The organism is bacterium, from assembly GCA_024226335.1.
Classification (GTDB): domain Bacteria; phylum Myxococcota_A; class UBA9160; order SZUA-336; family SZUA-336; genus JAAELY01.
Genome location: JAAELY010000191.1, coordinates 1 through 26,464 on the forward strand (window position 1 = coordinate 1; position 26,464 = coordinate 26,464).

Consider the following 26,464-nt stretch of genomic DNA (forward strand, 5'->3'; position numbering starts at 1 on the left):
CAGTTGCGGTTGCTTGCGCTCCTGGGGCGTCATCGAGAAGATCATGGCTTCGATCTTCTTCAATTCCTTGCCGTCCACGTTCGCGCCTTCGGGGATCAGATCGCCCGCGAACGGCATCTTCTCCATCACGTCTTTGAGCGGACCCATCTTCTGGATGGTCTGTAGTTGCGACAGGAAGTCTTCGAGCGTGAACTGACCCTTCAGCATGCGCTCGGCGTCGGCTTCGGCGCTCTCGACGTCGACGACTTCCTCGAAGTCCTGCATCAGGCCCACGACGTCGCCCATGCCCAGGATGCGCGAGGCCATGCCCTCGGGCCGGAAGGTCTCGAGTCGGTCGACGCCTTCGCCCATGGTCACGCAGCGGATCGGCACGCCGGTAGCGGCGCGAATCGCCAGCGCGGCGCCGCCGCGCGAGTCGCCATCGAGCTTGGTCAGGATCAGCCCGTTGAGGGGCAGGCGATCGGCGAAGCCGCGCGCCACGTTGACCGCTTCGCGACCCATCATGGCATCGCAGACCAGCGTGATGAACTCGGGCTCGGTGCGTTCGAGCACCTGTTCCAGTTCGTGCATCAACTCGTCGTCGATCTGCAGACGACCGGCGGTGTCGAGGATGACGGTGTGGTGGCCGTTGGCGCGCGCGTGCTCGACGGCCTCGGCACAGATCGCCGGGGCGTCGTCGCCCTCGCGCGTGTACATGTCGACGTCGATCTGTTCGGCTAGAACGCGCAGTTGTTCACGCGCAGCGGGGCGGCGCACGTCGGCCGCCACCAGTAGCGGCTTTTCGCCCTGCTTCTTGAGCTGCAGCGCCAGCTTCGCGCTGGTGCTGGTCTTACCCGTACCCTGTAGACCCACCATCATCAGCACGCGGGTCTTCTTGGACGGTTCGATGGGCTCTTCGGCGCCCATCAGCTCGATCAGTTCTTCGTAGCAGGCTTTGGTGAAGTGATCGCTGGGGGTCACCTTCATCTGGCCGCCGCGCGTGCGCAGCTTCACGTTCTCGCCGATGGCCCGCTCTTTCACTCTGGCCAGGAAGTCGCGCACGATGCCCAGGTCGACGTCGGCCTCGAGCAGCGATAGGCGCACATCGCCGAGGGCCTCGGCGATGTTCTCTTCCGTCAGATCCGTGACGCCCCGGAAGCGGTCGCGGGCGCTGCGGAATCCCTTGGTCAGGGTCTCGAGCATGGGCGGCAAATTAGCACAAGTGTCTGGGCGCTCCGGTCAGCCGTCGGGCGAGCCCGGCTGGCTGGTCTTGGAGCGAGATTTCGTGTACAAGAGAGCCCGATTTTCCTGCGGAGAAAAGCATGTCCACGACGGTCGAGGCCCAGATCACGGGAACCGTGTTTTTGATCGAGACGCAGGTGGGCGCGCAGGTCGCTGAAGGCGACACGCTGATCGTGATCGAGTCCATGAAGATGGAACTTCCGGTCGAGTCACCGGCCGCGGGCAAGGTTTCCGAGATCAAAGTCGAGGAAGGCCAGAGCATCGAAGAGGGCGACGCCCTCGTCGTGCTCGACTGAGCCTTCCGCGCCCCTGAATGCGGGGCGCATCTCAATCCCCCAACAGAGTCTGGCCGCGAGCCACCGGCTGCGGCCGCGCTTCGCGAAGTGCGAAGCACAATGCGAAGGAGAGATCATGGGTCTACTGGATGGCAAGGTTGCAGTCGTTACGGGTGCGGGTGGCGGACTGGGTCGCGAGCACGCGCTTCTGTTTGCCAAGGAAGGCGCTTCGGTCGTCGTGAACGATCTGGGCGGTTCCCGCGACGGCTTAGGCGGTGGCGGTGCCATGGCCGATCAGGTCGTGGACGAGATCAAGGCGGCGGGGGGTGAGGCCGTGGCCAATTACGATTCCGTCGCGACGGTCGAGGGTGGACAGAACATCCTCAAGACTGCCGTCGACGCTTTCGAGCGTGTCGACATTCTCGTGAACAACGCCGGGATCCTGCGCGACAAGACACTGTCGAAGACCGAGGAAGCCGACTGGGACATCGTGCTCTCCGTCCACCTCAAGGGCACCTACTGCGTCACGCGTCCGGTGTTCAACCACATGAAGGAAGGCGGACACGGCGGTGTGATCGTCAACACCACGTCCACTTCGGGCCTGCTGGGCAACTTCGGTCAGTCGAACTACGGCGCGGCCAAGGCCGGAATCGCCGGTTTTACCCGTTGCCTCGCCCTCGAAGGCAAGAAGTACAACATCCGGGCCTGGGGTCTGGCGCCGGTGGCCTTCACGCGACTGACCAATGACCTGCCGGGTTTCAACAGCGAAGAAGCCGCCAAGATGCTCGACCCCAGCAAGGTTTCGCCGACGGTTCTGTACATGGTGAGCGATCTGTCAAAGGACAAGACGGGCAAGTTCCTGTTCGCCGGCGGCGTCAAATGCGCTGAGATGAAGGTCGTGATGGCGCCCGGCTTCAAGAACATGGCGGGCATGACGGCTCAGGACATCGCTGCAAATGAAGACAGCGTATTCCTGCCCGACGAGGGGCCGATCAACTTCATGGGCTGAGTTTCAGGGTCCCTCACGGGGCCGGGGCTGAGAGAACAGCGCCCCCGTTGCTGGTTTCCGGTGACGGGGGCGTTTCCTATTTCGGGCACTGGCGCCGCTTCAGGTGTTGCGGCGTGAAGATCTCGTCCGGCAGGTCCGTGTCTACGCGCAGGTTCTTCGTGTTCACTGTGGTCTTCACCCCGTGATTGTCGTCGGTCACGGTCGCGCTGCGCATGTAGTGGGTTTTGCCCTGTTTGGCGATGTCGTCTCGGGTCGTGCGCACGCGCTTGCGCGGTTTCGCATCCGATTCGTACAGATCGATCTCGATCGGTACGCAGCTCGCGTCGTCAATACGGGCGCGCACGCGCGTGTAGTCGGTCTTTCCCCCCGAAGGCAATGCGAGTTCGACCTGTGTGCTGCCCGGTGTCGATCCCGTGTCCGCCGTCCCGTCCAGAGTGGCCTGGGCCAGGTTCAGGGGTAGATAACGCAGATCGTCGTAGCGGATTGCGGTGCGTCCGATGCGCCCGCGCCTGGCGGCCGCGCCCGGCGTGTAGCGCAGCACGCGTTCGTCCTCGGGCAGGTAGAGCCAGATCTGACGCTCTGATTCCCGGTTGTGGATGAGATAGGCCAGGCCTTCGACGTCGCGCGGTGCGGTCATGCAGACCAGGGTGCGGCTCAGGCCATCGGGCGCGAGTTCCCAGAAGACCCGACCTTCGTGGGTGTAGCTGCGCCCGCTGCGGTCTACTGACTCGAGTCTCAGTTCCAGCACCGCAGAGCGGCGCGGCACGTTTTCGTTCATACAGGCGATCGTCGCCTCTCCGGTCTCCGCGCCATTGGCAATCAGCGGAATCGCGAAGCTCAGTGTCGCGAGTATCAAAGCCCAACGTCGTGGCATCTCGTCTCCCACCTGGTGAGTGATTCTCGAGGAAATCCGCCCGCATCATACCGGAATGGGTCTGAGTCCTGGCAGGCTGCGGAAGGGTCCGCTCCCGTCGCTCTGGGGTGACGAAAGTGGACAAGCTTGACGCAATGCAGCGGACCCGGCGTCAATACACGAGCGAAACTTCGCCGAAGGAATGCGCGCTTCGGTGTTTTCGTTAACTTGAAACCGTGCACACGAAGCAGCCTCCCGCACCGCCTGAGGAGACCCGATCCGAGGCGGATCCGCTCGAAGAGAGTCGCCCGCCCACAACGACCCCTATCCCCGACGGGGACGGTTCCGGCGATCCGTATACTTCGATGACGCCGCGCTTCGGGAACATGGCCCAGTGGTTCGCGCGTCGCTTTTTTTCGTCATTCCAGTTCGAGACCGGCGACGCCGGGACGCTGCGCTCGCTCGAGTCCACGGGCGCGATCGTGTACGTCATGCGTTATTCGTCGCGCCTCGACTACTTCCTGTTCAACTGGCTGTTCCTGTCGGCGGGCTTGCGCCTGTCGTCCTTCGCCAACGGCATCAAGTTCTACTACTACCGTCCACTGGGTGAGGCGACTCGCCTGCTCTGGAGCGGTCTGATTGAACGCATACGCTTCGGCAATCGCGGCATGCGCGAACGCGGCATCTTGCACATCCGCCGGACGATTCGCCGCGGCGATACGGCTTTTTTGTTCCTGCGCACCGACAAGACCGGATCTCGTTTGCGTACGCGCCAGGGAGCCGTCAGTTCCGCTCGCTCCGAACTGGACTACCTGCGCCAGATCGTCGACAACTGTTTCACCAGTCCGGATCCGGTGTCGCTGGTTCCGCTGGCGTTGTTCTGGCGCAAGGGCAGTCGCCCGCAGCGCCCGTTCCTGAATCTCTTCTACGGCGGGCCCGAGCGTCCCACGGATATCGGCAAGGTCATCTCGTTCATCTGGAACTACCGCAATCTGGCCGTGCGCATCGGCACGCGCATCGATCTACAGGGCTTCGTGAGCGAGCGCCGTTGGGAAGGTCGTGAGCGCATCGTCAAGCAGGTTCGACGTTCGCTGCTCATCTTCCTGCGCCGCGAAGAGAAGCCGGTTCTCGGCGCTGCGCTCCCGACGTTCGAACGCATCCAGGAAGCCGTGCTCGACGATCCCGAGGTGCGACGCACGATTCGCCAGATCGCCGACGAATCCAATCGATCCGAGGCGCGCGTCGAGGCGCGGGCGCGTCGCATGGTCGGCGAGATCGCCGCGAACCAGAGCCCAACGATGCTGGCCGCTCTCTCGGTGATCATCGCCGCGATGTTCAAGCGCTTGTTCGCGCGTTTCGAAGTTCACGGGCTGGAGCGTGTCATCGAGGTGGCCAAGCTCCATCCGATCGTGCTCCTGCCGAGCCATCGCAGCCACTTCGACTATCTGATCCTGTCGTGGATGTTCTACCAGCGGCATCTGGTGCCACCCCAGGTCGCCGCGGGCATCAATTTGAGCTTCTGGCCGCTCGGTCCCATTTTCCGTCGAGCTGGTGGCTACTTCCTGCGCCGCAGTTTCGACGGCGATCAGCTGTACTCGGCGGTGTTCCGCGGCTACGTGCAGAACCTGATCAAGGCCGGCATCACCCAGGAGTTCTTCATCGAGGGAACGCGCTCGCGCACCGGCAAGACGCTGACTCCGAGACTGGGCATGCTGCGTATGGTGCTCGAAGCTTTCTCGCGCGGCGCGCGGCGCGAGCTGTACGTGATTCCCGTCGGCTTTACCTACGAACGCCTGGTCGAAGAAGGCAGCATTCGCGAAGAGCGGCAGGGCAAAGCGAAAAAGCGAGAGAGCTTGGTTGAACTCCTGAAAGCGCGCAGCGTCTTCAACTACAGCTTCGGCAGTGTGACGGTGCGCTTCGGTGAGCCCATCTCGGTGGCGCAGCGCATGGAGGAAGCGAAACAGAGCGGTCTGCTGCTACCGGCTGCGGAAGGCGAGGCGGTCCCCAATCTGCGCCCGCTGACGCACGAACTCGGAATCGATATTTCACGCAAGCTGAACGAGCTGACGACGGCCGGTCGCTCTTCGGTTGCGGCGGCCGCGCTACTGGGCAGTCCCGCCCTGGGGATTCGCGAGAGCTTGTTCCGGGCGCGGGTCTCCGAGATTGCCCAATTGCTCGAACTGCTCGGCATGGCCCGGTCCGAGAACCTGGAGCGCTGCCTGGCCACTGAACGGCCCGCGGCCGTCATCGAGTTGCTCGAGCAGGCGGATCGAGTCAAGCGGGTCCACTCTCCACACGGTGACCTCTTGCAGATCAAAGACGGTGTGCGCGACGCGTTGGACTATTACCGTGCCACGATTGCCCCGGCCCTGGTGTGGCCAGCCGTGCTGGCGTTCGCACTGCACGAAGCGCGTACTCGCAAGAACGCCTGCGATACCGCCTCGGCCTGGCTCGATCTGCTGAGGCTCGAGTACTTCCCCATCGAGGGCCCAGAACGTCATGTAAAACTCCTCCGGCTGATCGATCACTTCACCGAGCGGGGGTGGATCGCCGATGCAGAGGACGGCAAGATGCACGTCACGCGCCGGGGCCACGAATGGCTGAGCTTCCTGGCCGCGCAGTTGCGCCCGATCATGGAGGCCTACCAGGCGATGCTTCTGGCCGTGCGCGCATCGCAAGGCAAGATCAAACGCCGAGAGCTACTGGATTCCGTGCAGAAGGTGCAGCGCGAACAACTCCTACTGGGCGAGGCGGTCTTCCCCGAGGGGATCTGCAGCGTGGCTGCCGGCAATGCGCTCGCTCGCTTGCTGGCCGACGGCGTTCTGCGAACCGACGGAAACCCCAACAAGCCCGACGCGGACCTGGAGCCCGGAGAGAACTGGGATCTACTCGAAGCCGATGCCGCGCTGGTGGGCGCCGCGTTGCGTTGGCCGTAAAACCGGCGGGCGAAACCCGCCCTCAGGGCACCTTTCCCTCAAAAAACGTGCAGTTGGGGGAATTAGTCCACAACTTTCGAACGTTTCGAACGTTTCGAGCGACAAGATGCACTCGAATTGCGCTATCCTATGGCCGATTCTCTCCACCTTTCTGGGAGCACCCTATGAGCCTCTATACTTTGCGCAGCAAGCTGATCGCTATTTCACTCATCCTTCTGGCCTGGGCACTGCCGACTCCGGCCTCTGCGAACGCGCTGTTCGCCGGAGACCTTTCGAGCACTCTGTGGACAGTGGACTCGACCACCGGTGCGGCTGTCGAAATCGGTTCGATGGGGCCGCACGTCATCTCCGACCTGGCGGTCTCGCCGAGCGGCGACCTCTACGCGGTTGGGTACTCGACTCTCTGGCGCGTCGACAAGGCGACCGGGGCCAAGACGATGATAGGAGCTCACGGAATCGCCGGTGCAAACGCTCTCGCGTTCAACCCGAGCGGGATTCTCTTCCTCGCCGGTGGTTCACAACTCGCCACCGTCGATATCACCACGGGTGCCGGTACGGTGATCGGCTCAACTGGCTTCAACTCGGCAGGTGATATCGCTTTCGGTCTCGACGGAGAGCTGTATCAGACCGCGGATGGATCAGTCGGAAACCAATTGGTGATTCTCGATACGACCACGGGAGCGGGCACGGCAGTTGGAGACATCGGTTTTGGCAACGTCTTCGGACTGGCGGCCGAAGGCTCCGGGCTCGTAGGCCTGACTTCCCGTGGCTGGACTATTTCGATTGACACCGCGACCGGTGGCGGAGTAGCCATCGCTTCGGGTGGGATCGACGCAAATGGAGCGACGCCCGTATCGGGTGGGATCGCGACAAATGGAGCGGCGTCCGCATCGGCATCGGGTCTGCCGATTCCCGAGCCAACCTCTACGCTGCTCTTTACTGCGGGAGTTTTCGTTGTGGCCTGGGCCATTCGCAGGAAACGGGAATCCTTGAACATCGCCAACTAGCTGCAAGCTAGGCGCGAACCCCGAAGCGACTGCCCGATGTGTAGCGGCGCAGGCCGCGACCGAAGAACCAGGCGGCCAGGCACGAGTAGAAGATCGCGGCAGCGAACGCCGCAGCGATGCCTTCGACGCTGAATTCCCGTAACAGGCCCACTGGCAAATAGCCTATGAAGCCGGCCGGCAGGACTGAGAACAGCAGTAGACGCAGCGGTCCCGTGAACAGCGGTTGCGGGTACAACGCGAAGGTGAGCAGGAACTCCCATACTTGACGGGCCAGACCCTGCGCGTGACCCAACCAGAATGCCGTGCTGTGAATGATGATGCCGGTCGATAGGAACACGATCGAGGCGAGCGCGACGACGAGCAACGCCAGCGGAATCTCCAGCGGAGAGACGACGCCCGATATGCTCAGAAAGAACGTTCCGCTGAGCAGATCACCCCAACCGGCTGCAAACGTGTGCGAGCCGGTCGTGTGCAGCAGGGTCGACTTCGGCTGTGTCAGGAAGACATCGAGTTCCCCGTCGGCGATCATGCGAGAGAGTTCGCGCACTCCCCCTCCCAGAACGACGGCACAGCCGAAGGAGCACGCCACGACCCCGTGCAGCGCCATCACGTCGCCGATCTTCCAGCCGCGAATATCGTCGAAACGGTCGAAGAAGATCCACCAGATCGTGAAAAAGATGAGATTGTTGAGCGCCATCATCGCGACTTGAAGAAAGAAGGCCCCGCGCCGGGCGAAGCTGGCCTTCAGGTTCGTGGCGATCAGCGCCCGCGCGAACAGCAGGTTGTCTCTGGTCGCCATGGTCAGCCTCCACTCACTTCAAGTGCCCGCAAAGCGCGTCGATAGATCCAGACAGTGAAACACGCCACGAGGACCAGCCAAGTCGCCATGCGCAGGGCGACCATCGCCGCGAGTTCCCAGTCCAGACCGAAGGCCATTCGCGCAGGGCCGTACATCAGCGACGAAAACGGACTCGCGAGGGCGATCCGGCGCAACCACTCCGGGTAGATCTCCAGAGGCAGTAAAAGGCCGCCGAGCACGAAGCCCAGCTTCTGCCAGATCTAGTACAACGGTGAAGTGTCCTGAAGCCAGACGGCCCCCAGACCGATGGCCACGGTGAAGATCAGTCCCAGGATCGATGCACCGATGCCCAGGGGGATTGCCAGCCATAGGCCGCGGGGATCGCCGGGCAGCCCACCGGCCATCGCGTAGGCGAGCGCAAACCCGACCGGCGCCAGCACCAGGAGTCGCGCCGCGTATTCTCCACCACCGCGCGCGATGCACACCCCCAGATAGGAGATCGGACGCGGCAGTTGATAGGCGATGTCGCCGCTGATCACGTCGCTTTCGACCTGCAGGAACACCCAGGGCATCGAGAGTGCGATCCACTCCGTGATTGCGACGTACCACAGGAGTTCGGGCACCCCGAGGCCCTCGACGACGTTCTTCTCCACGATGACCACCCATAAGCGAGAGAAGATCAGCAGTAGGATCGCGAAGAAACCGCTGCGCCCGAGGATCGGCGCCCACTCCCGCAAGGCGCTGCGGAAGGACAGTGAGAACAGGGCGCGGTACTTCCCCACTCGATCGGGCTTGGGCGGTGTTGCAAACGCTGTAGTCATCTCAGGCCCTTCCCGCAGCTTGTTCGTAGATCGCCGAGACGATCTCGTCCATGGGCGGATCCTCGACCCGCAGGTCGCGCAGGCGCGAAGTGCTCAGTGCGGCCTGCACGACGCATTCGACAGGAGTCTGCGAAACATCGACCTCGAGTTCGGTGGTGTGCGGGCTCCTTCCCGCGATGCGCACGCCGGGCAACTCGAATTCCACGCGCTCCTCGGAGGTGTGCAAGGTGATCAGTTTTCTCTTGATGTAGTTCCTTCGCAGGGCCGCAACGGGTTCGTCGAGCAGTAGGCGACCTTCGTGGATCACGATCACGCGATCGCAGACCCGCTCCATATCGCCGGTGTCGTGTGAGGTCAGCAGCACCGTGCGGCCATTGCTGGATTGCTCCTTGATCAGGTCGCGGATGATCGCCTTGGCGGTCACATCGAGTCCGATCGTCGGCTCGTCCAGAAACAGGACATCCGGGTCGTGCAACAGGCTCGCGGCGATCTCGCAGCGCATCCGCTCGCCCAGGGATAGCTGGCGTACGGGCCGATGGATCAGGTCTCCGATCTCGAACGCCGCGACAAGGGCATCGCAGCGCCGCCTGTGGGTCGGGAGATCTCGATCGTAGATGCGCGCGAGCAGTTCGAACGTATCGGCTGCGGGCAGGTGATACCAGAGCTGCGAGCGTTGCCCGAATACCGTACCGATGCGATAACCCAGGACGCGCCGCTGCTCCCAGGGGACGAGTCCCATGACCTCGACCCGTCCGGAACTCGGGTACAGGATTCCCGACAAAACCTTGATCGTGGTCGACTTTCCGGCGCCGTTGGGGCCGATGAAGGCGACCCGTTCGCCGCGTTTGATCTCGAAGCCGAGTCCGTCGACTGCCCGAACTTCGTGTTTCACGGGGCGCACGAGTTGGCGCAGAGCCGCGCGCAGGCCGGGCTCGCGCACGGCCGTGTAGAAGCGTTTGTTCAGATCTTCGACGATGACGACGGGTTCCATGGCGTTCTCCAAGCGGCTCGGGCGAGCCTCTAATGAAAAGCGCCCTTCCGGCGGGACCGGAAGGGCGCTTGAAAAATCTGCTCTGTCCCTTCCGGCTACGTATTTGTCCCCATGACCGCAACAAGGGCGATCGGAGCGCACGGCTGCGAAATCGACGCGCAGCCGGCGATCAGACGCTCGTTTGTGTAGTCGTTGCGGGACATCGCTTGCGACGATCTCCCGAGACGGGCGTCTTGTCAAGCCGAATCAGGCTTTGATCAAGGGGAAACGCCAGAAATCTGCTTCAACTGTCGCCAGAACTCGTGGTTGTCGTCACTCTCGCCCAGGAGTCGGGCAGGTCCGGGTTCCGGACAGAGATGCCGCGCAAGCGCCGCAAAAACGGGCCTCTTCTCTGTCGTCGTGCCCGCGGGTCGAACAGATCACTCTGGCTCCACCGAAATCAGCCGACCACAATAGCCCGATGAGGTGAGCGTTTCAGTATTAGGCCGTGGCTTCTCCAGCCGTCGGCGCAAACCCCCAGACGAAGCGATCGACGCCGAAGCCCGAGATCACCATGCGTTCTTTGCGGTTTGCCAGCATCCGCTGCGACCAGTCGACCACGCCACCGTCTCCCACTTCGCTCTCGGCGCCCGAGGCGTCGCTCAGGAATATCTTGAAGGCCGTATCGACGTAATAGCCACGCCCACTCTCGCGCGTGTCGGAGACACTGATCTCGACGTCCGGGTGATCTCGTCGGAGCGGTGCTTCGATCGAGTCGCGAAGTGCCGCCAGTCGCAGGCCGTCAGAGAAGTCCGAGATCTCCAGACGAATGCACGAGATCTCCTTGCCGATGTCCGCGGCATCGGCAAGGGTCCGCAACCAGAAATCGAGTTGTTCGCGCAAGGCCGAGGTTTCGAATGAGAAGCTGCCTTCGTCGCGCCCGGCGGTGCACAGGCTGAACAGGCGGAAATGCGGCACGTGGCTGGCGTCGAGCAACGCCTGAGCGCGAGCGACGCGCTGGCTGGTACACAGGCGCACGCGCTCGTGCCGGTTGCTTCCGCTCGCGAGGATCTCGCGTCGTCGCACGGCGCACTCCAGGGCCAGAGCGTTAGTCGGGTCCGCGCACGCTTCCGTTCCGCGCCCCGCCGAGATGACCTTGTCCTGGTTGACGCTGGCGACCGACGAACACGCACCCAGGGGCGACAGAGGGGACAGTTCCAGTCCGCTGAAGCTCTCCGGAAGATGCGAGAACGCCAGGGCGTCGAAGGCGCGAAACCCGGCCGGATCTGCCCCCGCAGGTCGAACGAACCGGTTGCGTCGGTACCGTGCCAGAAGATCGGGCGCCGACTGAGCAGCGACGTGGCGCCGGTAGACCTCGAGTAGGAGGGTCTGCAGATCGCTGGCCGACAGACGCTCGGTGAGCACGTCGACCAGATCGGGCACGCCCGATTTGCGTGTGATGCGCTGGAGCAATGGAGAGTCCATCCACCCAGGGAATCGGATCGTCAACGTCCGCGCAAGTCCGCGGACCGCGACCATGGATATTTCGCTAGGCTCGCGGGGTCGTTCGAAGTCGAAAGGTCCACCCATGCCATCGCCGCGCGTCGCTTTCGTGATACTCGATGCGTTCCCATTTCGAGGAGTTGACGAAAAGCAGACACCCTCGCTCGCTCGGCTGCGAGAGCAGGGCGGCTGGGCTCGGGAGGGTGGGCGAGCGGAGTTGTCGGCCTCTACCTATCCGAACCACGCCACGTTCGTGACCGGTGCGGCGCCGATCGATCATGGAGTCCTCACCAGCATGGTGCTCGTCGACGGTGGCTTTCAATCGGCCCAGGAGGTCGGTCCGAGAGGCCCGACGCTCTTCACGCGCTGCAGGGAAGCGGGGCGCCGTTCCGTCGCTGTGTTTGGCGATCAGAACCTTGTGGGAGTGTGCGGCGCGCAGCAGGCCGATGCGCACTGGCCACCGGGGGGAGTCCTTCCTGAAGACGCTCCGCGCGGGGGTTTGGGGTACGGCGCAGACGAAGCCGTGCTCTCCGGTCTGGAACAGGTCGACGTCGATTCCGCCGATCTGCTCGTCGTGCAACTCGATGAAGTCGACACGGCTCGGCATCTGTTCGGGCCCGGACCCGGTGTGCCCGAGGTCGCGCAGCAATGCCGCCGGACGGATGCGGCTTTGGGGCAGGTGATCGAGCGGCTCGCGCCGCGTTGGGACGACACCATCCTGATTGCGGTGAGCGACCACGACCACGAGAGCGTACGCCCCGGAGCCATCGATCTGGCTGCCGAGGCTCGCGCATCCGGCCTCGATGTCCTCGTGCAGCACGACGGGACCGCGGCGCTGGTCGTGGGAGACGTCGAGGCTTCGGAACTACTCGAGTTGCCCGGGGTGAGCGGCGAAACGGCCATCGCTCCGGGTGTCTATGTGGTCTGGGGAGACGAAGGTCAGCAGTTCGGAATCGATTGGGGGCTCAAGGCGCAACACGGCAGTCCGCGCACCGCCGGACAGCTCGCCGTCGTCGGTGGGGGACACCCGCGTGTCGCCGAACTCGCGCGCTGGGTCGAAGCCGGACCTCCACCGGCCGCGGCCTGGGCGGATCGCGTGGCGGATCTGCTCGATCTGCCGGATCGCCGCAGTTGAGGACCGGGGACCGCACCCAGATGGCCAGACGGATGGCTGCGGCTCGCTGGCACTAGGCCCCTGGAGCCGATAAGCTCCGCCCCACCATGGCACTCGGATCAAAAAGATCGAAAGAAGACAAGCAGATTTTGCGCCTCGGACTCCCGAAGGGCTCACTCCAGGACAACACTGCGGCGCTTTTCGAGCGCGCCGGTTATCGCCTGAGCTTTCCGGAGCGTTCGCTGTTTCCAACCGTCGACGATGATGAGATGGAATGCGTGCTGATCCGAGCTCAGGAGATGGCTCGCTACGTCGAAGAAGGTGTGCTGGACGCCGGTATCACCGGTCACGACTGGATCGTCGAGAACCGCGCAAAGGTGACTCAGCTCGCGGACCTGAAGTACTCCAAGCAGAGCTTCCGCCCCACGCGCTGGGTGCTGGCCGTACCCGAAGATTCCAAGATCAAGAAGGTGAGCGACCTGCAGGACAAGCGCATCGCGACCGAAGCGGTGGGGCTGGTGAAGACCTGGCTCAAGAAGCACGGTGTAAAAGCCAAGGTGGAGTTCTCCTGGGGTGCGACTGAAGTCAAGCCGCCGCTGCTGGCAGATGCGATCGTCGACGTGACCGAGACCGGTTCTTCGTTGCGTGCGAACAAACTGCGGATCGTCGATACGCTCATGGAAAGCACGCCGCGCCTGATCGCCAACAAGGACGCCTACAAGGATCCCTGGAAGCAGCGCAAGCTCGATCGTCTGGCGCTGATGCTCAACGGCGCGATCAACGCGGCCGGCAAGGTCGGGTTGATGTTGAACGCACCCTCGACGCATCTGCCCAAGGTTCTGGATCTCTTGCCCGCGCTCGCATCCCCCACGATTTCGCCCCTGGCGGACGGCAAGATGGTCGCGGTCAATACGATCATCGAAGAGGCGCTGGCGCGCGATCTGATGGCGGATCTCTTCGAGGCGGGCGCGACCGGAATCGTCGAGTTTCCGGTCAACAAGATCCTGCTCTAACGCCACTGGGCGGCGCGGTCGCCTAGCCTGTTCCCCACAGTATACCGGGAACACGAAGCGTCGACCAGACTGACAATCTCGCTCTACCTGGGTTATCTCCCGAATCATGTCGCGCATAGGTCTCGGGATCGATTTCGGTACGTCCAATTCTTCGGTCGCCCTCTTCGACGGTCGGAACACGGAGTACCTGCGCGTCGACGAAGGGGATCTACCCGAGGTGATGCCCAGCGCGCTCTACCTGAATTCCGCGCTCGAGGCGGAGGTCGGAAGCAACGCGATCTCGGCCTATATGCGCGAGAACGCTGGGCGCGTCGTGAACCTGACGCAGGAGAACGTCGGTAACATCGAAGTGACGGTCTCCGGCGGTGACAACATCCAGGGGCCGAAGGAAGAAGGTGGGGCGATCACCGATTCCTATGACGTCCACGCCTACACCGATCGCGATATGCCGGGCCGGCTGTTTCGCAGTGTGAAACGCTGGCTGGGAGACGCATCTCTGGAGCGTGTTCGCGTTTTCGACTCCCGCTACCGGATCGTGGCTCTCTTGACGCCGATGCTCACCAGCCTGCGCGAGGCCGCCGACGAGGGCAGGGCGGAGCGCCCCGCGAACATCTGGGTGGGGCGCCCCGTGCATTACGAGGGGCGCAGTCAGGAGGCCGATGAGGTGGCTGTCGAGCGCATGCTCGAAGCTTGTGGTTATGCCGGTCTGGCCGACGTCACGCTCTACCCCGAGCCGTTGGCCGCGGTGCGCAGCTATTTGCACCGGGTTCCGGCCCGCACCGGTGAAACCGTACTGACGTTCGATTTTGGCGGCGGTACGCTCGACCTCACGGTTGTGCGCGTGTCGGATTCGGGCTTTGACATCCTGGCGACCCACGGGATCGGCCTGGGAGGCGACGCGATCGACCGCTTGATCTACCGCACCCGAGTGTTTCCCGAACTGGGGGAGGGCGCGCTGATTCCGACGCCCGTCGACGATCAGTTCAAGGAACTCGCCTTCCCCTTCCGCGAATTCGGGGAGCGTCTGCTCAACTGGCCTCTGGCCTACGAACTCAATCGACCCGATCTGCGCGAGCAGATCCTGCAGGCTGCGAAATCGCGTGGAGACGTCGGCCGGCGCTTTGCCCGCCTGTACGATCTGGTCACTTTGAATCACGCCTACCGCGTCTTCCAGGCGATCGAGCGGGCGAAGGTCGAGCTGTCTTCGTGCGATCGCACCACTCTTTCGATTCCAGAGATCGATCTCGAACTGGAGTTGCGCCGCGATGCGTTCACGCGCCTGCTCGAGCCGGTTCTTGCGGAAATCGCTCACACTATCGAGACGGTGTTGGAGCAGGCCGGCGTTGAGCCGAAGGCGATTGGCGTCGTGGTGCGCACCGGAGGATCGGCGCGGATTCCCGCGGTGATCGATCAGCTCACGCAGATCTTTCCCGGCAAGGTCGTCGAGCACGATGCGTTCACCGGGATTGCGGCGGGGCTGGCGATTTCGAGCTACGAGAGCGGCGCGTAGTCTCCCGGCGTTCCCCGCTTCTGCCGGTCCTTTGCGCTTTCGGCCCAGGCCAAAGAAAAACCCGGTTGGAAGCGATGCTTCCAGCCGGGTTCCGATTCCGTCTGACGGTCCGGGTTCGAGCCCCGCTACCTCGTCATTTCCCGCAGGCCACTGGCTTCCCATTCCTTGGAAAGCTGCTGGAGCTTGCGGTTGAATTCGTCGAAATCATCGTCGAACGAAAGGATGATCTCGGTCGTGCGCGGGATGTCGTCGCCAGAAAGCAGTCCGCGATAGCGGTTGAGATTGGCGAGGATGGCTTCGGCGACCTTGAGCGCGCGCTTCTCGGTCTTGATCAGCGGCGACTGCAGAGTGTAGACGTTGTTGCGGCCCCAGAGACTCTCGTCGCGAACGATCGCGATCTCTCGGTAGATGCCGTGGATCGGGTCGAAGTTGTACTCGACGCGGACCTCTTTGAAGATGTCGGAGTTGCCGGTGTAAAAGCCTCGCTCCTTCTCGACCTTGCCCAGCTGGCGGCAGCGGGGGCAGTAGAAGGTGTCACCGTGGTTGAGCAAGAAAACGCCCTTGGCGTAATCCTCGCACTCAGTGTTCTCGCAGTAACCGACCCCGCGCTTCATTCGTGCCATCTGACTGGATCTCCCAAGGCCTTCCCGGCCTGTCTGCTCGACTGTCCTGCGGCGCTGTCCCGAGTTCCAGCGTGGCTGAGACACTTTCTCAGATGTCGTTGCTGCCCTGCGGCGCAACCAACTCAAACTGAGAAGTTCTCCCAACCTCATCCTGCCGCCCCCCGCAGCTGGAACACGTCCGCACCGATGTGAACTGAATCCAACTTTCGTGCCAGATCGAGCATGCCGCTCGATGGTCGCTTTGAAATCGCCTGTTTGGCTGCCTGATCTGCCGTGCCATTGCCTTCTCGAGAAGTAGGCTTGTTGCCAGAGTGGTGGGTCACCCGCCTCCTCGAATGAGAAGTCGACTCCCCACCCCCTCCCAGAGGCGCAGAACAAAGGTGTGGATCGCTACAGATCGAGCCCCATCCTGGATCTGCGGAATCCGCAGTTGCGCAGGAATGAAAAGGCCGGGGTAGGAGGGGACGTGAAGAGCACTCGTTCTCGCAAATAGTCAGTGGAAAGCCGTGATCGCGACTGCCCAGTACGATTAATCCCCGAGCGCTCCGCTTTGTCAACTGTTCTGTGCAAAGCGCCAAAACAGCCGCGAAGGCGAGGGGTTGAAGCCGCCCTGAAACTCGCGGTCAAGCACATTCTAGGGGCCGAGATCGGCCTGTGCAAAACTCTTCCGGATTTCAGGCTGCGGGTCGGACCCCTCAGGGACCGATCAGATCCTCGGATCTTCCTCTCCCAGCTCTTTTCGCAGCTCCGAGCGACGCGCGCGCAGGTGCAACTCGTAGCCCGCGAGCGTGACCAGGACCGTTGCGTAGGCCGCGATGACCCAGGCCATCACGCGCCTCCCTGCAGATCGCGCAGCAGCAGGCGCTCGTCCAGGCGCGCGATTTCGAGGCGCCGCGCGGCCAGGTATCCGAAACAAAGGACGTAGGCCAGCATGCCGACCGCCAGGGTCTGGGACATCTCGGCCGGCAGCCCCGCGCGCGCGGGGTTGCTCGGGTGCAGGGTGCTGCCCTTCGCGATGTCGACTGCGAAATACACGAAGGGAATCGCGGCTGTGCCGAGGATTCCGTAGATCGAAGTGAAGGTTCGGGCCGTGTCGCTGCCAAACGTCAATCCGCGCAGGAACAGGTAGGCAACGTAGACGAACCAGAGTACGAGCGCGGAGGTCAGACGAAGGTCCCAGACCCACCAGTGTCCCCAGATGGGTTTCGCCCAGATCGGCCCGGTGATCAGGCCGAGCGTGCAAAAGACGATGCCGACCTCGGCCGCGGCCAGCGCGAAGTGGTCCCATTGTTCCTTGCGCGAAACCAGGTAGCCGATGCCGCCGACCGCCGTGAGTGCAAAGCCCAGGTAGGCGGGAGGCCAGCACGGGACGTGGGCGTAAAAGATCTTCTGAGGCAGGCCCTGGACCTTTTCCAGCGGCGCGTAGAAACCGGCCATGGCCAGCCAGGCCGCGCCTGCGAACAGCGCCAGGAAACCGACCATCCGGGTGGCATCGCTGCGTTCGGCCTCGCCCAGCGCAAGCCGGATCAGCCAGGCGACGATCGCCAGAAGCGTCAGCGTGAACAGGGCGTAGAGCGCGCCGGTCATGGCTTGTCAGTCCTCCAGAACGTAGTCGAACACGAAGAACCCGATCAGGACGAAGACCCAGTCGTAGAGCGCGAGCGCACCCCACCAGGTTCCCGGGATACTGCCACCGTCGAGTGCGATGGACGTCATGCGCGAGGCGATCACCACCACGGGCAGCACAAGCGGAAAAAGCAGGATCGGCAGCAGGAACTCGCGGAAGCGCACCGAGATCGCAACACCCGACAAGAGTGTTCCCTGCGCCGTCAGGCCCGCGCAACCCAGTACGCAGATCCCCAGCGCCTGCGGAAACGCGGCGGGCCAGCTCACGTTCAAGAAGACCGTGAAGAGCAGGCCGGTCCAGAGCGCGACCGCGATCAGTGCGATCAGATTTGCAGCGGCCTTGCCCAGGAAAACCCAGCCGCGATCACAGGGCACCTGGTTCAAGAGCGCGACTGCACCCGATTCGCTTTCCGATTGAAACGAGCGCGCCAGTCCGAGCAGCGAGGTCAGCAACATCACGACCCACATCAGGGCCGGGACCCAGGCTCGGCGCGCAGCTTCGGACGACGGCAGGGCGATCGAGAGCAGAGTCGCGATCAGTGCAGCGAACACCGCCATGTGTCCGAAGCGATCCTTGCTGCGCAGATCGAGCAGCAGGTCCTTGCGCAGCACGGCCAGGGCGACGCGGGGTCCCGTCATGTCTCGAGCAGACCCGTTTCGAAGGACGTCAAGCGTCCGGCCTCGATCGACAGTCGCACATCGAAGAGGTCGGAGAGTTCGGTGACCGCGTGCGCAGCAACCAAAGTAGTGGCACCGGCTTCGCGGCGCGCATCAAGCACCTGGACGAGCTTGCGCGAAGCGGCCGCGTCCAGACCGTTCCAGGGTTCGTCCAGGAGCAGGAGTTCGGGTTCGCAGAGCAGGGTGCGCGCGAGTCCGGCGCGCCGCTGGTAGCCCAGCGAAAGAGTCCGCACCTTGCGCTGGGTCCATCCCACCAGACCCAGGTCCGAGACGACCTTTCGAACGCGTTCGCTCTGCAATCCGTGCAGTTGCGCCCCGAACTGAAGGTTTTCCTCGATGCTCAGATCGCCGTAGAGGCCGGACTGAGCACCCAGATAACCCACCTGTCCGCGAATCGAGGAACCGCCGCTCGCGAACGGGTCGCCGCCCAGGATCTCGACCTGACCACTGCTGGGGCGAGTGAGCATGCCCAGTACGCGCAATAGCGTGCTCTTGCCCGCGCCGTTGGGTCCGGCGACCAGGGCAATCGATCCGCGAGACAGTTCGAAGCTTACGCCGGACAGCGCCGCGATCCGCTCATAGCGTTTGTCGAGAGCTTCGACGCGGACGCTGATCTCGCTCAAAGTTCTGTGCCGCACCCGCCGCAGAAGCGGTCGTCCGGCCTCGCTTCGCGACCGCAACTACACACCCGGAGCGTGTCGGCGCTTGTCTTGCCTGGGTTCGATCCCGATCGGGTGACGCCGCGTTCGCGGGCGAGTGCGCGAGCCGCTTCGTGTCGCAGTTCTTCGCGAAGCCGGTCGCGATCTTCTTCCGATAGTTTCGCGGTCTCGAAGTCGTGTTCCAGATCGCGCAAGGCGGCCCTGAGGGCGTCGCTGTGCCGCTGCTCGTCGTCATCGGGCAGGCGCACCACCTTGCCGTCTCCTCCGGCCTCTGCGATCGGTTGGCCCACCAGGAAGAGAAGTCCACCGGCCAGCAGGGCGACCAGGCCCGCGATCAGGCCATCGGCGGGGGCCTGATCGGATGCCAGCGGTTCGATGCGCACGCGGCTCACTTGTCCGGGGGGCAGATCGAAGCCCACGAAGCCCAGATAGAACACATCGTCCTGGCGTGCAGGCTGGGCCGGGTGCAGGCCATCGGCCGTGACCTCGATGCCGAAGTCGCGCACGTACAGGCGCAAGCTGTCCACGCGATCGGGGAAGCGCAATTCGGTTTCCAGCAGCGCCGAGTCGTCGCCCAGGTCGAAGGCGAAGTTGACCCGCAGGCCCTCTTCGCCCGGCATGACGGGTCCGCGGACCTCGACGACCTCGCCCGCGATCGTGACTCCCTTGGGAAGCTTGCCGAAGGGCAGTTTGAGTTCCGAGTACCCGGCGGGCAGGGGAAGGCGAATTGCGGGAGGATCGTTCGGGTCGATCTGCACCATCATCGCGCTCGAGTTCGCAATCGACACGTTCACATCGACTCGGTAGACACCGGCCTCGCGCTCGAAGACCCATTGCATCGAGTTGATCGAAAGCGCACTCGCATCTTCGCTGCGGTCGAAAACATGGATCACGACCGGGTCTGCGGATTCCGGCTCGCCCGGTCGGAAGATCGCAGTGCCTCCTGGAAACACCACGCCCGCGAAGATGGCCCGCAAGAGATAGGCGGCGGGCGCCGGCAGGTCGTCGAAGCGGAAGTGCCCGTCGCTGTCGCTACGCGTTCTGCGCTCGATCGTGTCGCTATTGGGATCGCCGCTGATGCCGAGGGCCAGGATCTCCAGGTTTTCGACGGCTTCCGGTCGCGTGGAGTGCAGAACTCGCCCCTCCACGACCGCTGCCGAAACACTTCCCGCCCCGATCCAACTCAGGCAGAGCGCGATCAGGGTGGCGCCGATTGTGCGGAAGGTTCCAGGCGTTGCGGGGATCACGTTCTCGCTCCCGCGCCGCTCCCGCGCCGCTTGAAGGGCCACAGCAGTATCGTATTGCCGAATACCAGCACGAAGCCACCAATCCAGATCCAGTTGACCAGCGGATTGATGTAGACCTTCACCGCGATCGACTGATCGGGCTGAAGTCCCGCAAGGATCACGTAGAAATCTTCGCGAAGGTTGCTGGCGATGGCCGGAATCGTGGTCGGTTGTTCCTGCTGAAAGTACATGCGCTTCTCGGGCAAGAGCACACCGACGGGTTTCCCCTGGTCTTTCAAGGCGAGACGCGCGACCGCTCCCGCGTAGTGCGCGTGCCGAACCGGTCGCACCTGGCGGTACTCGAGACTGTATCCGCTCACCTCCCAGGTTTCGCCGGGCTTCAGCAGTCGGGTCTCTTCGGAGTTGAACGAGGCTCCGGCGAATCCGATGAACATGAGCACGATGGCCAGGTGCACGATGTAGCCGCCGTAACGGCGCTGATTGCGCCGGATCAGGCCGAGTGCGGCCTGCAGTGAGTTCTCGCCGCGGCGGCGTCGCGCGCGGATGCCGCGCTGGTATTCCTCGACGATGGTAGCGATCACCCAGGCGCAGAGCGCCAGGAAGGACACCGGGTAGAACTCACGTACGCCGACCGCGAGTGTCCCGACCACGGTCGCAAGGGTGATCACCGCCGGCCACAGGAAACTCTTGCGCAGGTTGATCCAGGTCGCCCGGCGCCAGGCGATCAGCGGTCCGACGCCGGTCAGGAAGAGCATGAAGATCGCCAGGGGACCCGAGTAGCGCTGGAAGAACGGCGGTCCGATCTGGGTGCGCACGCCCGTCAGCGATTCCGAGAATACCGGGTACAAGGTTCCGAAGAACACGATCGCCAGCAGTCCGATGAACACGTAGTTGTTGAGCAGGAAGCTCGCCTCTCGGGAAACGATGGAGTTGAGCTTGTTGTGACTGCGCAGCAGGGGCAGGCGCCAGATCAGCAGCGCCGCAAAGCCGATGGCGAGCACGGCGACGTAGGCCAGGAAGAGCGTGCCGAACCAACCCGCGTTCGCGAAACTGTGCACCGATTGCACTACTCCACTGCGCGTGAGGAATGTGCCGAACACGCACAGTGAGTAGGTCAGGCCGATCAAGGCCACGTTCCAGATCTTCAGCATGCCCCGCTTTTCCTGGATGATCACCGAGTGCAGAAACGCGGTGGCCGCCAACCAGGGCATGAGCGAGGCGTTCTCGACCGGATCCCAGGCCCAGTAACCGCCCCAGCCCAGGACTTCGTAGGCCCAGCGCCCGCCGATCATCAAACCCATGCCCAGGAAGAACCAGGAAACCAGCGTCCAACGGCGCGTGGTTTCGAACCAGGTCGTGCCGAGTTGTCCCGTGATCATGGCCGCAGCCGCGAAACTGAAAGGCACGGAAAAGCCGATGAACCCGATGTACAGAACCGGCGGGTGGACCAGCATGGCCGCGTGCTGCAGGAGCGGATTCATGCCCGCACCGTTGGAGTAGGCCTTCGCCGCCGGCAGGGCTTCGAAGGGGTTGCTGCTGAATGTGACGATCGCGCCGAAGAACAGCAGATTCAGCATCATCGAGGCGATGACCCAGGGCATCAGCATGCGATTGCGCTGGCGGTTCTGCAGGACGACCAGAAAGCTGAACAGTGACAAGAGCCAGGCCCAGAGCAGCAGCGAACCGGCCTGACCACCCCAGAGCGCCAGCTTGAACAGGAGTGGTTGCTCTCGTGCCGAGGTCTTGGCGACGAAGGCCAGATCGAAGCGATCGGTCACCAGGGCGACCTCTACACCGAGCATCGCCAGACAGCACAATGCGAAGACCGCGTAGACCGCGCGTTCCGAACTGCGCAGCCACGCCTCGCGTTCCGGGTTGGCGCCGATCAGCGCAGCTACGAGGGCGTAGATGCAGAAGCCGAGCATCAAGTACAGCGAGTAGTTGCCGACTGCTACGAGCAACGGGTCTCCAGTGTTCTACCGTTTCCGGCCTCGAACCGCCTCCGACCATCGGCGATTTCGGCCGGGGAGATCAGGCTTCTGTACCCGGCTCCTGGTTTTCGTATTTGGAAGGACACTTCGCCATTACACGCTCGGCCAGGAAGGTGCCTCGTTCGAAGCGGCCCTCGATCACGACCTCGGCACCGTCGCGAAACAGATCCGGTACGTCGATCCCCAGGAATCGCACCGAAAGCAGGCCGGGGTTCTCGGCGTCCTTGATCGAGAAGTCGACGTGGCCCGCAGGCAGATCCGCCTGGATGGAACCGGCGACCACGAAGCCGTGCACGCGCGCTACGCCAGCGGAGCTTTCAGGAGCGCCATCACCCACGAAGTCGCCAACACTCGAGTAGTACGTGAAGGTTCCGTCTTCGCCGTCCATCTGGGTGAGTCCGATGGCTACCGCGGCAAATACCGTGACGGCGGCGATCGCGATCTGAACTCCCTTGCTCATGCTCAGTTCCTCAGGCTCTGCAATCTTCCACCCTGTTTGGCTGCTCATCTGAGAGCCGTGCGGTCAGCGATGCTGAGGCTAACTTGGGACCCCTGAAGCGTCAAACATCAGGGAATCGCTGAGGAACCAGGAGACAGACCCGTGAATGCCAAACTCGCGCACGATGCTGCGGACGCCTCCCAGTTCCCCTCCGACGGTCTGCCCGAGGTCGCCGTCATGGGCCGCTCCAATGTCGGAAAGTCCACGTTCATCAACGCCCTGATCGGGCGCAAGAACCTCGCGCGCACCAGCGCTCGACCCGGAAAGACCCGGCGCATCCACTTCTACAGGCTGGAGCAGCGCGCCTATCTGGTGGACCTGCCCGGCTACGGCTACGCCGCGGTCGGCAAGGAAGAGCGCCGGGCCTGGAAGCCGCTGGTGGAGTCCTACTTGCTCGGCTCGCGCGCTGCACTGCGCGGAGCGGTGCTCCTGGTCGACGCCCGACGCGGTCCCGAGATCGAAGAGCGAGAACTACTGGCCTGGCTGGAAATGCAGAACATTCCCGCCCGCCTCGTGATCACCAAGGCAGACAAACTCAAGCCCAGCCAGCTCCACGCGCGCACCACCGCGATCGCAAGCGAAGTCAATCTGAAGCCAGACGAAGTCGCCGCAGTCTCGGGCAAATCAGGAAAGGGTCTGAGCCTCGCAGGCAACTGGCTCACCGACTGGATAGACCTGGAATTCCTGAGAGCCGACGGAACAAAACTGCTCTAGAGGATCAGAAGCCATCCAACGACCCACCGATCCACCGACCCACCCCCGGGCGGGGCGTAGCCCCGCTTCCATCCACCAGAGTCCGAGATGGTGCGCGATCCCCGGGGCGGCGTGACGTTTCCCGAAGTGAGCGTCAAGAGCGACCCAACCTACCCCCCAAGCAACTCATCAACCCCCGCCCCAGCGAAGCGAACGAAGGAAACGTCACGCCGCCCCGGGAACGTTCGAAGCTCTCCCTCAACTACCGAAACAGATCGAGCGCCGGATCCCGCATTAGATCGGCCAGGCTTCCGTCGCCGTGGGGCGAGAGGCCCGTGATCCAGACGCACGGCGTGCCCGCGTCCTTTTCCATCAGCAGGCCGGCCGCAGCCGTCAGTTGATCTGCGGTCGCCAGGGCGGTCACCTGCATCTCACGGCCTTCCCGGTCGCGTTCGCCACGGTAGTCGCGCACCGGTTCCAGGCCGGCTACGCCGATGGTCACGTCGACCTGACCCTCGCGCCAGGGGCGTCCGAAGGTGTCGGAGATGAGTACGGCTCGCTGCGGGCCCAGGGCCGCCAGGATCGCTCGCGCGGAGGCGTCGGGGTCCAGTGGAAGCAGGATTGCGCAGCCTTCGGGCGCGTTGGACTGATCGATGCCCGCGTTCGCGCACACCAGTCCGTGGTGCGTCTCGGTGATCAGCACGCCCGGGGCCGCGCGCACCACGCGCCGGGATTCGCCGAGAGTCAGTTCGACCAGACGCGGATCCTTGTCGACCTGTTTGGCGAGTTCGATGGCCTCGGCGGACGGCTTCACGCGCTCGAGCGGGATCACGCGATCTTCCGCCTTCGAGACGATTTTCTGCGCGACCACGAGTACGCCCGGGCCTTCTGGGACGAGCTCGGCCAGCATGCGCGGCAGGTCATCGTGCGCGCGGATTTCCGGGAGGCCCTGGAGCGCGACCAGTTCGAGACGCATCAGGACAGCAACTCGCGCAGGATTTCGCGCGTGCGACACGGCACGGCGGTGGCGATCAGGCGTACCGCGTCATCGGGCGTGTCGAGGTCGACTCGCGTCGACTCGGGCATCGCCGTGTACCAGAGCGCTTCGCAACCGGCTTCCTGCGCGGCGATCTGATGTGCGCGACTGCTCTCGGGACCGAAGCGCGCGGGGATGCGCGTGGGCGGACGCCGCAGGAGGAGGGCGGTCCCTTCATCGGCGGCCGGTGCGATGACCACCGGGTAGTCCCCACTCGCATCGATCATCGCATCGATGTCCGCGCCCTTCAGCAGGGGAAGATCGCCCAGGACCACGAGCATCCCGTCGTAGCCCTGAGCTTCGAGATCCGCCGCCGCTTCGTCGATCACCGGGTTCAGACCGGGGTCGGGCTTGCGTTCGCGCACCCGGGCTCCGGCTTCCCGCGCGGCATCGGCGACGGCCGGATCGTCGGTCAGCACCAGCACGCGATCGATATGTTTTGCGGACTTGAGCGCGTCGAGCACATCTGCAAGCAACGCTCGAAGGATGCGTTCGACTTCCGCGTCGCTGAAGCGCGAGCGCAGGCGCTTCTTGGCGCGCGTGAAATCCTTGACCGGAACCGCGGCAGCCAGTCTCATGCCGGATGTCCGGCCAGGTCCAGAGCGCTACGGGCCAGGTCCGCGGCGATCTCTACCTTTCGCATCAGCGTTTCCTCCACGCGCACTTCGATGTCGAGCGCCTCGATCTCGGCGCGCAGCCCGTCGTCCTCGCAATCGATCACCATACCGCGGCAGATCTTCCGGTACAGCTGCGCAACGCCGAATGCCGACACGGGCACGCCCAGCGCTCGCATCAGCCGGTCCGCCGGCCCCTTGACCGGCCGTCCGCCGATGATCGGGCTGACGGCCACAGCACAGCGGCGTGCCTCGAGTCGCTCCCGCACGCCGGGTACGGCCAGGATGGTTCCGATCGAGACCACCGGGTTGCTCGGGCAGATCAGTATGGTTTCCGCTCCGTCGATCGCCTCGAGCACGCCCGGACCGGGGCGCGCCGCTTCCGCGGCCGACAGGTCCACCTTCGCGATGTCGTCGGGTGCGCCGTCGCGCACCATGTACTCCTCGAAGTCACAGCGCGAACCGTCCTCGCGCACGATCATTGTCGGAGCGGGGTCTTCGCTCATGGGCAGCAGGCGGATACCCAGGCCGAACGATCGCGCGATTTCACCGGCAATCTGCGCCAGGCCCGCGCCTTCGCGCAGACGCGAACTGCGCTGGATGTGCGTGGCCAGGTCGCGATCGCCCAGATTGAACCAGACGTCGGAGCGCAGTCCGCGCAGCGCATCCAGGCAGTGATAGGTATCCCCCTGGAAACCCCAGCCCGTGTCCGGATTGACCACACCGCCGAGCGTATAGGTGACGATGTCCAGGTCGGGGCACACGCGCAGTCCGAAGAAGTCGCGATCGTCTCCGGTATTGACGATCACGGTCAGATCTTCGGGCGGTAGTACGCGTACCAGTCCCGCCAGGAATCGAGCTGCACCGACACCGCCCGCGAGCGCGACGACTCGGGGCACTAGTGTCCCGTTCCAGAAGTTCGCTGACTATCCCGGTGCCCGGACGCCCCGCTGGCAAGGCGGGAGGCCGCCGGAGTATCCGTTGATACTTCAAGGCCTTTCCAACGCAGTCGGCGGGGATGGGCGGGCGTCGCGATAGTTGGCGAACTTCTGGAACAGGGCACTAGGGGTTTGCGCTCCGGCGCAGCCGTTCGAGCCGAGCCTGCATGCGCGGCAGCCGATCCGCGAGTTCGCGCAAGCGCTCATCCTTGGCGAGTTCGGCTCCCTGCCATTCGCGTTCACCAATCAGGCGGCGCAGTTCGTCTCGGTCGCGCTCCACGAGATCTTCGAGTTCTTCCAGGCTCAGGTCGCCGGTCGTTTCTGGGTCGATCGGCGGGTCGACCGGCACCGGGTTCGCCCGGGGTGTCTCCAGGCCCGTCTCGATGGGCGGCAGTTTCGGAGCGGCACTCGCGCTCGGTTTTGCGAGTGAGCCGGGTCGGGCCGCCGTCGGCGCAAGCATTTCGTCTCCGGGTGTCGCCGGATGGGGAAGCGGTTCAATCTTGTCTGCGGGTCTGTCGGCGTCCGCTTCGCGCAGCGGTTCGCGCAGCGGCGGAGCCTGTTCGGCGGTGTTGCGCCCGGTGCGAAGCTCCGGCGCCTGCGGGGCTTCGCGCACGACAAGAGATGCGCTGACTCCGCGCGGAATGCGTTCCGGATCCGTCGTGTAGTGGCGGATGCCTTCTTCGTCGATCCAGCGATACAGCTCAGCCTTCGCGCCCAGCGGCAGCGCGCACAAAAGGGCCATCAGCGCGATCTGGACGACGACGGACCACATTCTCTGGAACTCCCCAGTCTTCCCTGCGACGTTGTCTGCAACGCCGCGTTTCGTCTC

General features: G+C 63.9%; 26 protein-coding genes. 8 read left to right on the forward strand and 18 right to left on the reverse strand.

From position 1 onward, the window contains the following. A partial coding sequence (gene ffh, locus GY725_09455; GenBank protein MCP4004407.1) for a signal recognition particle protein occupies positions 1–1,182 on the reverse strand: 1,182 nt, incomplete at its 3' end. Between the two features lie 119 nt (positions 1,183–1,301). Here ffh and GY725_09460 point away from each other — a divergent pair. After that, positions 1,302–1,517: an acetyl-CoA carboxylase biotin carboxyl carrier protein subunit gene (locus GY725_09460; GenBank protein ID MCP4004408.1), complete on the forward strand. Its 216-nt coding sequence runs from the start codon at positions 1,302–1,304 to the stop codon at positions 1,515–1,517. Positions 1,518–1,632: 115 nt separating this feature from the next. Next, positions 1,633–2,505: an SDR family NAD(P)-dependent oxidoreductase gene (locus GY725_09465; protein MCP4004409.1), complete on the forward strand. Its 873-nt coding sequence runs from the start codon at positions 1,633–1,635 to the stop codon at positions 2,503–2,505. 76 nt (positions 2,506–2,581) lie between these two features. On the opposite strand, the gene GY725_09470 is transcribed toward GY725_09465, so the two are convergent. Beyond that, a complete protein-coding gene (locus GY725_09470; protein MCP4004410.1) occupies positions 2,582–3,379 on the reverse strand; it encodes an outer membrane lipoprotein-sorting protein in 798 nt (265 codons plus the stop codon). Between the two features lie 344 nt (positions 3,380–3,723). Between GY725_09470 and GY725_09475 the strand changes: the two genes are divergently transcribed. Beyond that, complete coding sequence (locus tag GY725_09475; protein ID MCP4004411.1) at positions 3,724–6,294, forward strand: hypothetical protein; 2,571 nt, start codon at positions 3,724–3,726, stop codon at positions 6,292–6,294. Between the two features lie 164 nt (positions 6,295–6,458). Further along, positions 6,459–7,301, forward strand: a complete 843-nt coding sequence (locus tag GY725_09480; protein ID MCP4004412.1) for a PEP-CTERM sorting domain-containing protein — start codon at positions 6,459–6,461, stop codon at positions 7,299–7,301. 7 nt (positions 7,302–7,308) lie between these two features. Here GY725_09480 and GY725_09485 read toward each other — a convergent pair whose 3' ends face one another. The 5 genes from GY725_09485 to GY725_09505 all read right to left on the reverse strand — a co-directional run bounded on the left by GY725_09485 (position 7,309) and on the right by GY725_09505 (position 11,364). Beyond that, complete coding sequence (locus GY725_09485) at positions 7,309–8,100, reverse strand: hypothetical protein (GenBank protein ID MCP4004413.1); 792 nt, start codon at positions 8,098–8,100, stop codon at positions 7,309–7,311. Between the two features lie 2 nt (positions 8,101–8,102). Then, a complete protein-coding gene (locus GY725_09490) occupies positions 8,103–8,339 on the reverse strand; it encodes a hypothetical protein (GenBank protein ID MCP4004414.1) in 237 nt (78 codons plus the stop codon). Between the two features lie 21 nt (positions 8,340–8,360). Further along, positions 8,361–8,921, reverse strand: coding sequence for a hypothetical protein (locus GY725_09495; GenBank protein ID MCP4004415.1), 561 nt, complete (start codon positions 8,919–8,921; stop codon positions 8,361–8,363). 1 nt (position 8,922) lies between these two features. Next, the gene (locus tag GY725_09500) at positions 8,923–9,912 is read right to left on the reverse strand and encodes an ATP-binding cassette domain-containing protein (protein ID MCP4004416.1); all 990 of its coding nucleotides are present in this window, start codon (positions 9,910–9,912) and stop codon (positions 8,923–8,925) included. Positions 9,913–10,392: 480 nt separating this feature from the next. Beyond that, complete coding sequence (locus GY725_09505; GenBank protein ID MCP4004417.1) at positions 10,393–11,364, reverse strand: hypothetical protein; 972 nt, start codon at positions 11,362–11,364, stop codon at positions 10,393–10,395. Positions 11,365–11,479: 115 nt separating this feature from the next. On the opposite strand from GY725_09505, the gene GY725_09510 reads away from it, so the two are divergent. The 3 genes from GY725_09510 to GY725_09520 all read left to right on the forward strand — a co-directional run bounded on the left by GY725_09510 (position 11,480) and on the right by GY725_09520 (position 15,031). Next, positions 11,480–12,529 carry a hypothetical protein gene (locus GY725_09510; GenBank protein ID MCP4004418.1) on the forward strand — a complete coding sequence of 350 codons (1,050 nt, stop codon included), beginning with the start codon at positions 11,480–11,482 and terminating at the stop codon, positions 12,527–12,529. Between the two features lie 86 nt (positions 12,530–12,615). Further along, the gene (locus GY725_09515; protein MCP4004419.1) at positions 12,616–13,521 is read left to right on the forward strand and encodes an ATP phosphoribosyltransferase; all 906 of its coding nucleotides are present in this window, start codon (positions 12,616–12,618) and stop codon (positions 13,519–13,521) included. Positions 13,522–13,627: 106 nt separating this feature from the next. Then, positions 13,628–15,031, forward strand: a complete 1,404-nt coding sequence (locus GY725_09520; GenBank protein ID MCP4004420.1) for an Hsp70 family protein — start codon at positions 13,628–13,630, stop codon at positions 15,029–15,031. A gap of 125 nt (positions 15,032–15,156) precedes the next feature. Here the strand turns inward: GY725_09520 and GY725_09525 are convergent, their stop codons facing one another. The 7 genes from GY725_09525 to GY725_09555 form a co-directional block, all read right to left on the reverse strand. Then, positions 15,157–15,654 (reverse strand): hypothetical protein, encoded by a 498-nt coding sequence (locus tag GY725_09525; GenBank protein ID MCP4004421.1) that lies wholly within the window; start codon positions 15,652–15,654, stop codon positions 15,157–15,159. Positions 15,655–16,482: 828 nt separating this feature from the next. Continuing rightward, positions 16,483–17,241 (reverse strand): cytochrome c biogenesis protein CcsA, encoded by a 759-nt coding sequence (gene ccsA, locus GY725_09530; protein MCP4004422.1) that lies wholly within the window; start codon positions 17,239–17,241, stop codon positions 16,483–16,485. 6 nt (positions 17,242–17,247) lie between these two features. After that, complete coding sequence (locus GY725_09535; GenBank protein ID MCP4004423.1) at positions 17,248–17,919, reverse strand: hypothetical protein; 672 nt, start codon at positions 17,917–17,919, stop codon at positions 17,248–17,250. Further along, a complete protein-coding gene (gene ccmA, locus GY725_09540) occupies positions 17,916–18,581 on the reverse strand; it encodes a heme ABC exporter ATP-binding protein CcmA (GenBank protein ID MCP4004424.1) in 666 nt (221 codons plus the stop codon). The genes GY725_09535 and ccmA overlap by 4 nt, the downstream gene beginning before the upstream one ends. Then, entirely contained in the window at positions 18,578–19,906 is a 1,329-nt protein-coding gene (locus GY725_09545; GenBank protein MCP4004425.1) for a hypothetical protein, read from the reverse strand. Before GY725_09545 ends, ccmA begins: the two co-directional genes overlap by 4 nt. After that, positions 19,861–21,825 (reverse strand): heme lyase CcmF/NrfE family subunit, encoded by a 1,965-nt coding sequence (locus tag GY725_09550; GenBank protein MCP4004426.1) that lies wholly within the window; start codon positions 21,823–21,825, stop codon positions 19,861–19,863. Before GY725_09550 ends, GY725_09545 begins: the two co-directional genes overlap by 46 nt. Before the next feature lie 70 nt (positions 21,826–21,895). After that, positions 21,896–22,315: a cytochrome c maturation protein CcmE gene (locus GY725_09555; protein ID MCP4004427.1), complete on the reverse strand. Its 420-nt coding sequence runs from the start codon at positions 22,313–22,315 to the stop codon at positions 21,896–21,898. A 141-nt stretch (positions 22,316–22,456) separates the two neighbouring features. On the opposite strand from GY725_09555, the gene GY725_09560 reads away from it, so the two are divergent. Continuing rightward, a complete protein-coding gene (locus GY725_09560; protein MCP4004428.1) occupies positions 22,457–23,068 on the forward strand; it encodes a YihA family ribosome biogenesis GTP-binding protein in 612 nt (203 codons plus the stop codon). Between the two features lie 241 nt (positions 23,069–23,309). Here GY725_09560 and cofE read toward each other — a convergent pair whose 3' ends face one another. From cofE to GY725_09580, 4 genes are all read right to left on the reverse strand, one after another. After that, a complete protein-coding gene (gene cofE / locus GY725_09565; protein MCP4004429.1) occupies positions 23,310–24,023 on the reverse strand; it encodes a coenzyme F420-0:L-glutamate ligase in 714 nt (237 codons plus the stop codon). Next, entirely contained in the window at positions 24,023–24,661 is a 639-nt protein-coding gene (gene cofC, locus GY725_09570; GenBank protein MCP4004430.1) for a 2-phospho-L-lactate guanylyltransferase, read from the reverse strand. Before cofC ends, cofE begins: the two co-directional genes overlap by 1 nt. Then, the gene (locus tag GY725_09575) at positions 24,658–25,596 is read right to left on the reverse strand and encodes a 2-phospho-L-lactate transferase (protein ID MCP4004431.1); all 939 of its coding nucleotides are present in this window, start codon (positions 25,594–25,596) and stop codon (positions 24,658–24,660) included. Before GY725_09575 ends, cofC begins: the two co-directional genes overlap by 4 nt. A 163-nt stretch (positions 25,597–25,759) precedes the next feature. Beyond that, entirely contained in the window at positions 25,760–26,407 is a 648-nt protein-coding gene (locus tag GY725_09580) for a DUF4124 domain-containing protein (protein ID MCP4004432.1), read from the reverse strand. Between the last annotated feature and the right edge of the window lie 57 nt (positions 26,408–26,464).